The organism is Methylobacterium sp. 275MFSha3.1 (assembly GCF_900108435.1).
GTDB lineage: Bacteria > Pseudomonadota > Alphaproteobacteria > Rhizobiales > Beijerinckiaceae > Methylobacterium.
Genome location: NZ_FNWP01000008.1, coordinates 89,113 through 102,573, shown reverse-complemented (window position 1 = coordinate 102,573; position 13,461 = coordinate 89,113). Strand labels below are relative to the sequence as shown.

Below are 13,461 nucleotides of genomic sequence, written 5' to 3'. Positions count from 1 at the left end.
TGCGGACCGTCAACTCCCTCCGATGGCGCCCGGCGAGCGGTCGAGCGTCGCAGCCGGCGCGGCGGCCGGACGGGGTGTCGGACGGGGTGTCGGATGTTCCGCCCGCGCGGGAGCGGCCGGAGCCCGCAGAACAATCGCCGCGATCCACAACTTTTACGTGCAGGCCCCATGGATCGGCGCGTCCGGGCGAAGGTTCAGGGTCGCCATGAACGCAGCAAGGCCCCCGCGGTCAGCGCCGCGGAGGCCTCGCTCATCCACGCTCCATCAGGAGCGCGCGGACGGTTTTACTTGATGAGGGCCAGGAGAGCCTTGCCGGCCTTGGAGTTCAGCTCCTTGGCGTCGAGGGTGCCGTCGTTGTCCGGGTCGGCCAGCTTGAAGCGCTCGCCGACGGCCGCGAGGTACTCCTTCTTGTCGAGCGTGCCGTCGCTGTCCGGATCGGCCTGCTTCACGCCGGAGGCGCTCAGGCGCCCCTTCAGCTCCTTGGCGTCGAGGGTGCCGTCGGCGTCCTTCTCGAGACGGTCGAAGGTCGCCGAGGCCACCGCCTCCACTTCCTTCATGTCGACGGTGCCGTCGTTGTCGGTGTCGATCATCTTGACGGCGCTCGCCCCGCTCATCGGCTTGGCGAAGGCGGCCGGAGCGGAGAGGCCGCACACCGCGAGGGTGACCGCCGCGAAGCCACTGATGAAACGTGAGGTCATTGCCAGATGCTCCCGAAATTTGATGCTCGATCTTCCTAGTCTCCGACTCACCGTGCCGCAAGTGCGAAATTCGACCCTGTGGGTTGCGTGCTGTCCCGGGTCGCGCTTCGGAGACGCGGCATAGAAAAAGGGGCCGGCGCGAGCCGACCCCCGAAGAGAGCGCACAATCGCCGACAGGCGATTCGCGCGGTGATTCAGTATCCGTAGCCGCGCCGCGTCACCGGGCGGTCATCGTCGAACCGCTGGCGTCGGTAGAGACGATCCTCGTCGTAGGCGCGGTCGCGCCGATACTCTTCGCGGCGGAAATCGCGATCCCGCTGGGCGCGGGAGCGCAGGTCGACACTCGGCCCGTCGGGACCGATATCGATTCGCTGCGCCGCAGCGGGGACGACGCTCGTCAGGGAGGCGGCCAGGACGGCGCCGGCAAGCAGGGTCTTCATGGACTCTCCTTCGTGCGTTCGGACTCCAACCCGTCCTCGCGCCGATCGTTCCCGATGTTCTCCCGTTCTTCCCGGAGCCGACACAGATCCGGGCTGATCAGGCGAGCGTCGCCAGGTCCTGAAACCAGTGCTGCGCCTGGACGTAGTTCTTCACCCGCGACGACAATGCGTGCGGATTGGTGTCGTGAACGACCCAGACCTGCACGGCATCGTCGACGACGATTTCGTGGATGCGCGCGAGCAGCCGGTTCTGCTCGGCCACGTCGAGGCTCGCCTTCACCTTGTCGCAGAGGGCGTCGACCTCGGGATTGCGGTAGTGGCTCCAGTTCACGCCGTTCGGCGCGATCTGCCGCGAATCGTAGAAGCGCAGGATCGCGTAGAACGGGTCGGAGGTGACGTAGGCGATGTTGCCGGCGCTGACGCCCTTGAGGCTCGGATCCGCGGCGCCCTGGCGCCACGCCGTGTAGGCCACCTCCAACTCGACGGTCTTGAACGCCACCTGGATGCCGACCTCGGCCCAGCTCTGCTGGACGAACTCGTTGATCGGCAGCGACAGCATCTGCCCGGTGCCGCCGGTCGGGATCAGGACCGTGGCCTTCACGGGGTTCTTCACCGAGTAGCCGGCCTCCTCGACGAGCTTGCGCGCCGCCTCGACGTCGGTCCGGATCTTGAAGCCCGGCTTGCCGAACCACGGGCTCGATTCCTGGACCTGACCGACGGCGGGCTGGGCGAGGCCGCCCATCAGCTCGACGACGCCCGCGCGGTCGATGGCGAGGTTGGCTGCCTTGCGCAGGCGCAGGTCGCGCCAGGGCGAGCCCTCCACCATCGACAGGTGGTAGTTCCAGACATGGGGCGTCTCGTTGCCCACGACCCGCATGCCGGCGGCCTTCAGGCGCGGCACCGCGTCGGGCGCGGGCGTCTCGATCAGGTCGACGCTGCCGGACAGGAGCGCGTTCACCCGGGCGAGGTCCTCGGGTACGCAGGCGAGGGTCAGCTTCGCGAGCTTCGGGACCCGCTTCGGGTTCCAGTAGCCGGTGTTCGGCAGCAGCTCGAGGCGCACCCGCGGCACCAGCTGCCCCATCCGGAACGGCCCGGTCCCCGAGGGCTCGAAGGCGAACTTCGTCCAGTCCTTCCCGACCTTCTCGTACTGCGCCGGCGACGAGATCAGGAACCAGAGCATCTGGTAGGGGAACAGGCTGTCGGGCGTCTTGGTGACGACCTGGACGGTCTTGGCGTCGACCTTCCGGTAGCTCGCGACGCCGGGCAGGCGCGGGCGGACCTGGGACGCCTGCCGCTGGTCGAAATGCGGCGCCTCCTTGTTCAGCACCTTGTCGAAGTTCCAGATCACCGCGTCGGCATCGAAGGCCGACCCGTCGTGGAAGGCCACGCCCTCCCGCAGGTGGAAGGTCCAGACCTTGGGGTCGGCCGGGTCGGCCTCCCAGGCGGTGGCGAGGCCGGGCACCATCTTGCCCGGCCGGTCGGCGACGTCGAGTTCCCAGGCGACCAGGGGATCGTAGAGGGTCAGTCCGGTGAACTGGTAGCCACCCGCGCCCCGGTCCGGCTGGCCGGTCGTGAGCGGCAGGTCGGTCATGGAGATGCCGTAGGTCAGGGTGCCGGGGGCCGCGCCCTGCGCGCCGGCGCGGCCCGCCGCCCCCAGCGCCGCCAGGGCGACGCCCCCGGCCATCAGGGATCGGCGTGTCGGCTTGATCGGGTTCATCGTGTCTCTCGGCTGAAGGCGCGGGCGCCGCACGGAACGGCACCCGCCCTCGGGCGCGCGGCGGCGCGGCCCGGGCCTCCACCCCATGCTGCATACAGAATGATGCACGCATCGTGCCCAATGGCCGCCGGCGTTCCCCGGACAGCCCGGGGGTCAGGCCTCCCAGACCTGGCCGGGCCTCAGGGCGACGAAGCGCTCGGCCGGGATGCCGGCTCCGCCGAGGGCCGCCGCCAGCGCCTCGGCGGGCCGCTCGACGCCCTCGTCCGTGAGCTGGAACGTGCCCCAGTGGTGGCCCAGCGCCTGCTCGGCGCCGAGCAGGCCGAAGACCTTCACCGCCTCGGCCGGGTCGACGTGCTGCGCCTGCATGAACCAGCGCGGCTCGTAGGCGCCGATCGGCAGCGTCGCGAGGCGCGGCGGCCCGAAGCGCGCCCGCACGTCGGAGAAGAGGGCGCCGTCGCCGAAACCGGTGTCGCCGACATGGTAGTGCACGCCGCGGGGCGAGGTGATCACGAAGGCGCACCACAGCGCCATGCGCCGGTCGTTGACGCCCCGGGCCGACCAGTGGTTCGCGGGCGTCAGGTGGACCTGCAGCCCGTCGCCGAGATCGACCGACTGTCCCCAGTCGCGGGTCTCGACATGCATCGTGTCGTCGTAGCCGCGCAGGATCGTGTCGTTGCCGAGCGGCGCCACGATCAGCGGCTGGTGCGCTTGCCAGAGCCGGGCGAGGCTCGGTCCGTCGAGATGGTCGTAGTGATTGTGGGTGATCAGGACCGCGTCGATCGGGGGCAGGTCGGCGAAGGCGATGCCCGGCGGGTTGACGCGCTTCGGCCCGGCGAAGCGGACCGGGCTCGCGCGCTTGGCGAAGACCGGGTCGATCAGGATGTTCCGGCCGGCGACCTGAACGAGGTGACTCGCGTGGCCGATCAGCACGACCCGCAGGCCCTCGACGCGCTCGGGCGGCCGGTCGGCCGGGTAGGGGCTGGGGAAGCTCTTGGGCCAGGGCTCGCGCTGCCGCTTGGCCTGCCAGCGCAGCACGTCGGGGAGCGCCTTGTCGGTGGACTGACCGGGCAGGAAGAACCGCAACCCGTCGAAATGGTCGGAGGTCGGGCCGCGGTAGTACGGGTTCCGTCCGCGCCGGTGCGCGGCGTAGCCGACGCCGCCGAGCGTCATGACCGTGGCCGCACTCGCGACCGTGAGCAGGCTGCGCCGTTTCATGGGTCCGAGATGGCCGGAACCGGGGACCGGTCAAGCACTGCCGCGGCGCGGCGGGGAGCCTCAGGGCGGTTTCGGCGCCGTCTCAGGGACGTCGCTCAGCGACGCCTGCAGGGACGCATCAGGCGGCCGGAGCGCGCCGGCTCACTCCACCATCTCGGCAGCGAGGGACAGGCGCGCCCGGTAGACCACCTTGCCGACGCCGTCGCGGACGCAGGCCACGTAATCCTGGCGCTCGACCTCCGGCAGCATGTCGCGGGCGATCGCCGACATGATCCGGGTGACCTTGGCGCGGGCCGCCGGAAGGTCCGGCAGGTCGAATCCGACCTCATCGTGGATCGGCTGGGAGCCGTCGTGCAGGTCGATGAAGTAGCGGGGCATCGGCGCCAAGCATCTCTAAGAGAAGTAGTCTGCCGACAGGATTGGTCTTGCTATGGTTAACAGTGCCTTAAAAGCCGAGCTTTGAGGCCGCTCCACGGTCGGGCGAAAGCCGCTTCCGGCCTCGCTGCGCCGCGCCCGACCCGCCCCGGCGTTTCGGAACGCCGCGGACGGCCGCGGGCTGGCGCGGGAGACTTTCTCGGCGGCCCGGCGCGGGAGTCTTCCTCGGCGGCCGCGGCCGGGAGAGCCGCCCGGCCGGCGGATCCGGCGGGTCGATGCTGCGAGCCGGCCCGCTCAGGCAGGCCGGCGCCGCGATCCGGTTCTCACACGCCGTCCGGCGGCAGCGCCTCCGTCACCTCGACGCGGCGGTTGCCGGCCACCGGAACCGTCTCCTCGGTGGCGGCGACGTCGCTCTGAGCCGGCGCCCTGTCGAGCGCCTCGGCGACCGCCGCCACGCCCTGATAGCGGGTCAGCCGCCGGTCGATCATGCCGTCGATCCGGTCGTGCAGCTCGGACACGGTCAGGCTGCGGCGCTTGCCGCCCGTCTTCTCGGTGAACAGGCCGCGATTGGCCCGCGCCGCGGTGCGGAACTCGCGGCCGGCGACCTCGTCGGGCTTCTCGGAAGAGAGCGACAGGAAGCGCCCGGCGCTCGCGGTGCCGAGGAAATGGGCGAGGTACAGCTCGGTCGTGGTGAGCGCGCGCCCGACCCGGGCCTCGATCCGGTCACGGTCGCGCTTGATCAGCTCGGCCGCCATCAGGGCGGCGACGCGCGGGTCGTTGCGCAGGCCGAGCACCCGGGCGCGCATGCTGCCCGTCACGGTGATCGCGGCGCCCCGGCCCTTCACTGCGGCGGCTTCCTCGGCGAGCCCGTAGCGCGCACCGTAATCGCGGATCATCTCCAGCCAGGTTCGGGCGACGAACTGGAACAGGCCCTGCGCCGAGGAGGTCGCGGCCTTCGCCGCGGTGTCGAAGCTCGATTCCTTGTCGGCCAGCGCCATCATGTAGACGGGATCGACGCCGGCCTCGTCGGAGGCCTTGACGATCGTGTCGACCACCTTGCGCGGCACGCTGCGCTCGCCGAACTTGACCGCGTCCTGCTCCTGCGTCACCCGCGGCAGGGCCGCGAGGTCGTCCTGGATCAGGGCCGTGGTGGCGGGCTCCTGCTCCGGCAGGGGCAGGCCGTTCCAGGCATCCTTCGCCGGTGCGTCTGCCGATGCCGCGGGCGCCTCGGCGGGAACCGCGGGCTCGAACGCGCGTTGAGCGAGTTCCTGAGCGGCGCGCGGGCTGATGTCGACCCGGTCGTGGGCCTGAGCGGCCGGCGCGAAGTAGGCGGGCGCGAAGGCGGCCTGCGGCAGGCCGAACCCGGCGACGAGCCCGAGGGCCAGCGTCCCGGAGATCCGGCCGAGGCCGGTGCGGCGAAGTGACCGGCGCCCTGCGTCGCGCCCGGCCCGCGGCAGCCACGCCACGGCTTCATCCTCGGAATGCCCCGTGCCGGTCAGGGTCTGCGGCACGAGTCGGTTCACGTCGTCGGCGCAACGCGCCGGCTCCGGGAAAACCCCCATCATCGGTCCTCTTCTAGATCGGTCCTTGCGTCCGCCCGGCTCTGACGGCCGGGTTTTTTCTGGAAGCGGCGGCCCTATCGACGCCGGCCGTGACCAGAATGGGACGGCCCCGTGATCCAAGCGTGGCACGGTCAAGGAAGGGTTAACTCTCCCGCTTAGGGCCCCGTTAACGCCGCCGACCGGCGGCCGATCGGCCGCGCGCGGGACGACGGCGGGGCGATGTTGTCGCATTCGGGTTGGAACGGAGCACCGCCGAGCCAGTTAGGTACGGCCCCGGGGGGGTGAATTTCCGTCCCAGGACGGACCCTTCAAGACGCCACCCGCGTCCGCACAAGGACATCAGTTTCCGATGAGCATGCAGTCCGGTCGCCGCGTCGGTGTCGCCTTCGTTGGCATGGGAGGCGCCGTCGCCACCACCGCCATCGCCGGCATCGAGATGATCAAATCCGGCTCCAACCGTCTCGACGGGCTGCCGCTCGCCGGTCTCTCCGTGGCCGGCATGGCCGACTACAAGGACCTCGTCTTCGGGGGCTGGGACCTGAACGGCGACGACCTCGCCTCCGCGGCGAGCGGGCACGGCGTGCTCTCGAAGGACGACATCGAGAACGGCGCCCAGGTCCTGAAGGGCATCACGCCCTGGCCGGCGGTCGGCAGCGCGAAGTTCTGCAAGAACATCGACGGTCAGAACCGGATCGTCGCCAAGGACCACCGCGAGGCGGTCTCGGTGATCGCCAACGATCTCCGACGCTTCCAGAAGGAGAGCAACCTCGACGACGTGGTCGTGGTGAACCTCGCCTCCACGGAGCGCTGGCCCGACCTCAGCGACCCGACCCTGAACTCCACCGCCGCCTTCGAGAAGGGCCTGGATTCGAGCGACGAGGCGATCTCGCCGGCGATGCTTTACGCCTACGCGGCGATCAAGAGCGGCATCCCCTACGCCAACTTCACCCCGAGCGTCGCCGCCGACGTCCCGGCGCTCCTCGACCTCGCCAAGGAGCTGAACGTCCCGGTGGCCGGCAAGGACGGCAAGACCGGCCAGACCATGATGAAGACGGTGCTGGCCCCCGCCTTCAAGGCGCGCGCCCTCCACGTCGACGGCTGGTTCTCGACGAACATCCTGGGCAACCGCGACGGCCTCGCCTTGAACGATCCGAACTCGCTGCAGTCGAAGCTCAACACCAAGGGCACGGTGCTCGACTCGATCCTCGGCTACCCGGTCGAGGACCACCTCGTGCACATCCACTATTACCGGCCGCGCGGCGACGACAAGGAGGCCTGGGACAACATCGACGTCACCGGCTTCATGGGCCAGCGGATGCAGATCAAGGTCAACTTCCTCTGCAAGGACTCGATCCTGGCCGCGCCGCTCGTCATCGAGATCGCCCGCGTCCTCGATCTCGCGAGCAAGCGCGGCGACGGCGGCGTGCAGGAGCAGCTCTCGACCTTCTTCAAGGCGCCGATGGTCAAGAACGGCCACGGTCCGGAGCACGCCTTCGGCAAGCAGGAGCAGATGCTCCGCGACTGGCTGGGCGTGCACTAGGCTTCGTCAGAACCAGGGGGCGGCTTTTCGGAACGAGACGATGCCAAGCGAGACTGAGCCGCCCCGTTCCGGCGCCGCCGCGCCGGAAGCGCTGCGCGACCTTCTGGTCGAGATGAACGACCTCAAGCGCGTCCGCTCCGCGGGCCGTACGGGCTCGATCGCCGAGCGGCTGTTCGCGCAGGGCTGGGGGCTGCTGACCGGCGGCGCCACGCCGGACGACGTCGCCCTCGACATCGCGGCCGTCACGCTGGCGGCGACGCGCCTCTGCGATCTCGACGCGGCCTTTCTGACAGCGGCGGGGCTCTCGGACGAGGCCGCCTCCGCGGTGCTGGTGGCGGGGTTCGACGCCGTCACCGGAGAGCTCGATCCGGACCTCCGCGACCGCCTGCGCGCGCGGCTCGCGCCGCGTCCGGCCGGCCGGCCCGGGCCGCTGCCGGGCTTCGTCGGCGCCCTGGCGCAGCAGCCGCGGGCGGGCGTGACCTGTCCCGGCCGCGCCCGGATCCTGCTGGAGCCGCCGGAGAACCACGCCGAGCACTGCCTGATCGTGGCGGTCTACGGGGTCTGCCTCAGCCCGTTCTACCGGGCCGATCCCGGCACCGTGTTCCTGGCCGCGATGGCCCACCACTTCCACAATGCCGCCATGCCGGATGCCGGCTTCACCGGCGAGATGCTGCTCGGCGACCATCTCGGGCCGATCATGGCGACCACCACTGCCTGGGCGCTCGCCGAGATCGACGAACCCCTGCGGGCCCAAGTCGAGCGCGCCCGCGCGATCCTGCCCGACGACGCCACCGCCGAGGGCCGGGCCTTCCACGCGGCCGACTGCATCGACCGCGTCCTCCAGATCGCCCAGCACCTGCGCGGGGCCTCGACCACGATGGGGATGGTGCTCGACGAGTGGGAGCTGGTCCATGCCGGCCCGGTGAAGGGCTTCCACGATCGTGTCCTCGCCGACATGCGCATCCCTTGATCGCCGGACCCGGTCGCCCATCTGCCCGGGCGGCTCCGAGAACCATGATCCCGTTCGAACTCAGATCGCCGGACACCGGCAACCCGCTGAAGGCCGACGGCCCGCACGCCCTGCGCGATGCGGAGACCGGCGCGCGCTGGCCCGTGATCGACGGCATTCCGTACCTGCGGATCAACCGCGCGGCCCTGGTGGAGCGGGTGCTCGCCCATCTCGACGCCGGCGAGCCCGACGAGGCGCTGGCCGCGCTGCTGGTCGATCAGGATGATTGGTGGAACGGGCCGCCGGCCGATCCCGCCGGGATCATCCGCCTGATCAAGACGCGCCGCGAGGCGACCCTCCGCGAGGCGGTCGAGCTCCTCGGCTGGGGCCGCGTCGGCGACTACTTCCTGCACCGCTGGAGCGACCCGACCTTCCTGGCCGGCCTGTCGCTGCTGGAGGCGCACTGGAACGAGCCCGTCTGCGTCTTCGAGTTCGCCTGCGGCATCGGCCACTACCTGCGCGAGTTGCAGCGGCGCGGCTGCAAGGTCGCCGGCGCCGACGTGGTCTTCGCCAAGCTCTGGGTCGCGCGCCACTGGGTCGTGGCCGAGAAGGCGCAGCTCGTCTGCTTCGACGCCGGCTCGCCCCACTGGCCGATCCCTGGGGCGCCGGTCGACCTCGTCGTCTGCAACGACGCCTTCTACTTCCTCGACGACAAGGCGGCGCTCCTCGAGAACCTCCGCCAGAACGCCGGCGACGACGGCTGGCTGGCGCTGAGCCACATCCACAACCGCGACTGCCCGGGCTTCTCGGCCGGACGCGCGGTGACGGCCGAGGAGATCGCCGAGTTCTTCCCCGACGCCCTGGTCTACGACGACGCGGAGCTGACCCGGGCGCTGGTCGAGGCGCGGGCGCCGGGCCCGCAGGACCCCGCCGCCCTGCGAAGCTGCGAGGCGTTCTCGGTGGTGTGCGGTCCCGGGATGCGACCGGCGCCGCGCGCCCTGGTCGACGGCCTGACCCTGCCGAAGCCCGGCACCGTGCTGCGGCTCAACCCGCTCTACGCCGCCGAGGGCGACGGCTACGTCATCCGCTGGCCCTCGGAGCGCTACGAGGCGGAGTACGCCCCCCGCGCCACCTACCCGCTCCACTCCCCCGGCCCCGAGCACCTGACCTTCGAGGCCGGCCTCGACGCGCCGGAGACGCAGCGCGTCCGGGTGCGCGAGTTCGTCGACCTGCCGGAGCGGTGGTGATGGACGCGGTCGGCTGGGGCATCGTCGGCTACGGCTGGGTCGCCCGCGACTACATGGAGCCTGGCATCCGCGCCGCCGGACACCGCTTGGTCGCGGTCTGCGATCCGAACCCGGATTGCCGCGCCGCGGCCGAGGCGGCGGGTGCCCGGGGCTACGCCGACCTCGCCGGCCTCATCGCCGAGCCCGCGGTCGAGGCGGTCTACGTGGCGACGCCGAACCACCTGCACCGCGGCGCCGTCGAGGCGCTGGCCGCCGCCGGCAAGGCGATCCTGTGCGAGAAGCCCATGGCGGCGACGCTGGCGGATGCCGAGGCCATCGCGCACGCCGTCGAGTCGCAGAAAATCTTCTACGGCACGGCCTTCGACCAGCGGCACCACCCGGCCCACCGGACGATCCGCGGGCAGGTCGAGGCCGGGCGGCTCGGCACCGTGACGGCGGTGCGGATCGTCTATGCCTGCTGGCTCGGGCGCGACTGGTCGGAGGCCGGCCAGCCGAACTGGCGGATCGACGCCGCCCAGGCCGGCGGCGGCGCCCTGATGGACCTCGCCCCGCACGGGCTCGATCTCGTGGACTACCTGCTCGGCGAGCCGATCGCCGACCTCGCGGCCCTGACCCAGACCAAGGCCCAGGATTACGCCGTCGACGACGGCGCCCTGTTGATCGGGCGCACGCGGAGCGGCGCACTGGCGAGCCTGCACGTCGCCTACAATTGTCCCGACGCGCTGCCCCGCCGCCGCCTGGAGGTGGTCGGCACGAAGGGTCTGCTCGTCGCCGAGAACACGATGGGCCAGACGGCCGGCGGCTCGCTGACCTTCGTCGACGGCGCCAGCGGGCGCGCGGAACCGCTCGCCTTCGACGCCGACAGCTCGCCCTTCACCGAGCAGGTGCGCGCCTTCGGCTCGGCGCTGCGCCGGCCCGAGGAGCGGGCCGCGTACGCGGCGTCCCGGGACCTTCACACGATGCGGCTCGTCGCCCGCGCCTACGGGCAGGGGTAGCGAGCACAGGCCAGGATCACACAGCGCCGAGCCCCGATCCCATCCATCCCACCCGCGCCCTCATCCTGAGGTGCCCGCGCCAGCGGGCCTCGAAGGAGGGCTCCAGGGATCGCAGCGCCGTCTGGAACCCTCCTTCGAGGCCTCCGCTGCGCTACGGCACCTCGGGATGAGGTGCGTGAATGGGACGACGGCACGGCGCACGGTTCGAGGAAGACGGGAACACGACGTGACCAACGCAGACGCCTTCCACGACCAGGACGACCGCGCCCGCCACGAGCGGATCAAGGCGCCGCGCCCCTACCGTTTCGGCGCCAAGCGGCCGATCGAGGGCCTGCCCGAGACCCTGCCCGACCCGGTCAAGGCCTATCTCGACGTGCTGCCGGAGGGGCGCGTCGTCGGCTTCCCGCTGGCACCGCTCGATCGCACCGGCATCCCGGTCTGGTTCGTGGCCCTGTTCCTCGACGACCCGTTCTTCGTGGGCGCGATGCCGTCTGGGATCGGCTACGGCGCCACCGACGACGAGGCGCTGATCGGCGCCGTGGCGGAGATCGCCGAGAACCTGATGCCCTCGCTCGCGGTGCTGCCCCGCGCGAAGGAGCGGGCGAGCTATACCGATCTCGCCCGCGTCTACGGCGCCAAGTCGGTCGCCGACCCGCTGACCCTGTGCCTGCCCGCCGGGTCCCCGGTCGGCCGCGACACGGTGCTCGAGTGGACGCCCGCGATCCGCCACGCCACCGGCGAGATCGTCCTGATGCCGCTCGACGTCGCCGCCACCGACTATTTCGAGCTGTCGGAGGGCTACAAACCCTTCACCAACCTGATCACCAACGGCCTCGGCGCCGGGCCCGACGTGCCCTTCGCGCTGGGCCACGGCGTGCTGGAGCTGCTCCAGCGGGACGGCAACGGCCTGCTGTTCCGGGCCCTCGACCAGGGCGTGATGCTCGACCTCGACGGCATCGGCCCGGAGAACGCCGCCATGCTGGCCCGGCTGAAGGCGCTGGGCATCCGGGCGCTGCCGAAATTCGCTACCGACCAGTTCGGGCTGACCAACCTCTACGTCGTCGGCTACGACGAGGATCCGGCGCGCACCCCGGCGCCGATCGCCCTCTCGGCCTGCGGCGAGGCCTGCGACCCGGACCGGGAGCGGGCGCTCCGCAAGGCGCTGCTGGAGTTCCAGGCCGCGCGGGTGCGCAAGACCTTCGGGCACGGTCCCCTCGACATGGCCGCCACGGTGACGCCGCCCGGCTACGTCGACGCCTTCATCCAGAAGGCGCTGCCCAGCCTGGACCTCGAGGAGAGCCGCGCACTCCAGGCCATGCTCGAATGGATCGAGATGCCGGCGGCCGACCTGCGCGGCGTGCTGGCCGACACGGTCTATTCCGAGCGCAGCACGAAGCGATTCACGGAGTTGCCTTCCACTCCGGCCGCCGACGGCCACGCCCGGGGGAAGATCGCCTGCGACCGGCTGCTCGAAGCCGGGTTCGACGTGCTCTACGTCGACTGCACACCGCCGGGCGGCGGGGTCGGCGTCGTGAAGGCGATCGTGCCGGGGCTCGAGGTCGAGACCATGAGCTACTACCGGATCGGCGAGCGCAACACGAGGAAGCTCATCGACCGCGACCATCCGCTGATCCAGTTCGGCACCGAGAGCGAGACCCTGCGGCCGGTGCGTCTGACCCCTGAAGCCCTGGAGCGGTTCGGCGGCCAGCCGCTGTTCGACGTGGCCCTGGCCGAGCGGATCGTCGGGCGGCACTATCCGCTCTACCGCGAGCCGGAATCGCACCACGCGCCATTCCGCCTCGCCCAGCGGAAGGGGAGGGCGGCGTGACGCTCCGGTTCGCCTACAACACCAACGGCGCGGCCAACCACCGCCTCGACGACGCGATCCACCTGATCAAGGCGGCGGGCTACGACGGCGTGGCGCTCACCCTCGACATCCACCACCTCGACCCCTTCGCCGACACCTGGGCGGCGGAAGCCGGCCGGGTGGCGAGCCTGCTGGAGAAGCTGGAGCTGACCTGCGTCATCGAGACGGGCGCCCGCTTCCTCCTCGATCCGTCCGCCAAGCACGAGCCGACGCTGGTGACCGCCGACGCCGCGGGCCGCGCCCGGCGGGTCGGCTTCCTCAAGCGGGCGATCGAGATCGGCGCCATGCTCTCCGCCGAGGCGGTCTCGTTCTGGGCCGGCGTTCCGAAGCCCGGCGTCGATCCCGGCGAGGCCCGGCGCTGGCTGGAGGAGGGGCTGCACGAGGTCGCCTCGTTCGCCGCCGAGGCCGGTGTCGTGCCCTGCCTGGAGCCCGAGCCCGGCATGCTGATCGAGACGCTCGACGACTACGCTTCCCTCTCCGTGCCGGGCTTGAAGCTCGCCCTCGACACCGGCCACTGCCTCGTCACGGGCGAGCGCGAGCCGGCGGCCGCCGTGCGGGAATTCGCCGACCGGATCGGCACCGTGGCGATCGAGGACATGAAGCGCGGCAGCCACATCCACCTGCCGTTCGGCGAGGGCGACATGGACGTGCCGGGTGTCCTGGAGGCCCTGGAGGCGGTCGGCTTCGGCAAGCTGATCTGCGTCGAGCTGTCCCGCGAGAGCCACCGGGCCGACGTGATGATCCCGCAGGCGCTGGACTATCTCCGCGGCTGTCGGCGCTCCGGCCCGGTCCTGGCCGGCGAGCAGGAGACGCGGCGGCAATGGCAGTGAGAGCCGAACCGCGGCGAGGCGAGGAT

The 13,461-nt window shown here is 71.3% G+C and carries 12 protein-coding genes; 6 read left to right on the top strand and 6 right to left on the bottom strand.

The window, feature by feature from the left end; genetic code table 11:
• Positions 1-284 precede the first annotated feature (284 nt).
• From BLW78_RS11250 to BLW78_RS11225, 6 genes are all read right to left on the bottom strand, one after another.
• Entirely contained in the window at positions 285-698 is a 414-nt protein-coding gene (locus BLW78_RS11250; protein ID WP_042675620.1) for a CREC-EF hand family protein, read from the bottom strand.
• A gap of 194 nt (positions 699-892) precedes the next feature.
• Complete coding sequence (locus tag BLW78_RS11245) at positions 893-1,138, bottom strand: hypothetical protein (protein WP_042675621.1); 246 nt, start codon at positions 1,136-1,138, stop codon at positions 893-895.
• 97 nt (positions 1,139-1,235) lie between these two features.
• On the bottom strand, positions 1,236-2,855 hold the full coding sequence (locus BLW78_RS11240; protein ID WP_091679500.1) for an ABC transporter substrate-binding protein: 1,620 nt from the start codon (positions 2,853-2,855) through the stop codon (positions 1,236-1,238).
• A 153-nt stretch (positions 2,856-3,008) separates the two neighbouring features.
• Positions 3,009-4,070: an MBL fold metallo-hydrolase gene (locus BLW78_RS11235; protein ID WP_091679496.1), complete on the bottom strand. Its 1,062-nt coding sequence runs from the start codon at positions 4,068-4,070 to the stop codon at positions 3,009-3,011.
• A gap of 141 nt (positions 4,071-4,211) precedes the next feature.
• A complete protein-coding gene (locus tag BLW78_RS11230) occupies positions 4,212-4,448 on the bottom strand; it encodes a DUF6894 family protein (protein WP_020092591.1) in 237 nt (78 codons plus the stop codon).
• Positions 4,449-4,768: 320 nt separating this feature from the next.
• Positions 4,769-6,007 carry a transglycosylase SLT domain-containing protein gene (locus BLW78_RS11225; protein ID WP_091679780.1) on the bottom strand — a complete coding sequence of 413 codons (1,239 nt, stop codon included), beginning with the start codon at positions 6,005-6,007 and terminating at the stop codon, positions 4,769-4,771.
• Positions 6,008-6,356: 349 nt separating this feature from the next.
• Here BLW78_RS11225 and BLW78_RS11220 point away from each other — a divergent pair, with 349 nt between their 5' ends.
• The 6 genes from BLW78_RS11220 to BLW78_RS11195 all read left to right on the top strand — a co-directional run bounded on the left by BLW78_RS11220 (position 6,357) and on the right by BLW78_RS11195 (position 13,435).
• Positions 6,357-7,547 carry an inositol-3-phosphate synthase gene (locus tag BLW78_RS11220; RefSeq protein WP_056526026.1) on the top strand — a complete coding sequence of 397 codons (1,191 nt, stop codon included), beginning with the start codon at positions 6,357-6,359 and terminating at the stop codon, positions 7,545-7,547.
• A gap of 40 nt (positions 7,548-7,587) precedes the next feature.
• On the top strand, positions 7,588-8,517 hold the full coding sequence (locus tag BLW78_RS11215) for an HD domain-containing protein (RefSeq protein WP_091679493.1): 930 nt from the start codon (positions 7,588-7,590) through the stop codon (positions 8,515-8,517).
• 44 nt (positions 8,518-8,561) lie between these two features.
• Positions 8,562-9,743 (top strand): class I SAM-dependent methyltransferase, encoded by a 1,182-nt coding sequence (locus BLW78_RS11210; protein WP_091679490.1) that lies wholly within the window; start codon positions 8,562-8,564, stop codon positions 9,741-9,743.
• Positions 9,743-10,738: a Gfo/Idh/MocA family protein gene (locus BLW78_RS11205; protein WP_091679487.1), complete on the top strand. Its 996-nt coding sequence runs from the start codon at positions 9,743-9,745 to the stop codon at positions 10,736-10,738. Before BLW78_RS11210 ends, BLW78_RS11205 begins: the two co-directional genes overlap by 1 nt.
• A gap of 226 nt (positions 10,739-10,964) precedes the next feature.
• Entirely contained in the window at positions 10,965-12,566 is a 1,602-nt protein-coding gene (locus BLW78_RS11200; protein ID WP_091679484.1) for a YcaO-like family protein, read from the top strand.
• Positions 12,563-13,435 (top strand): sugar phosphate isomerase/epimerase family protein, encoded by an 873-nt coding sequence (locus tag BLW78_RS11195; RefSeq protein ID WP_091679482.1) that lies wholly within the window; start codon positions 12,563-12,565, stop codon positions 13,433-13,435. Before BLW78_RS11200 ends, BLW78_RS11195 begins: the two co-directional genes overlap by 4 nt.
• The last annotated feature ends 26 nt before the right edge of the window (positions 13,436-13,461 follow it).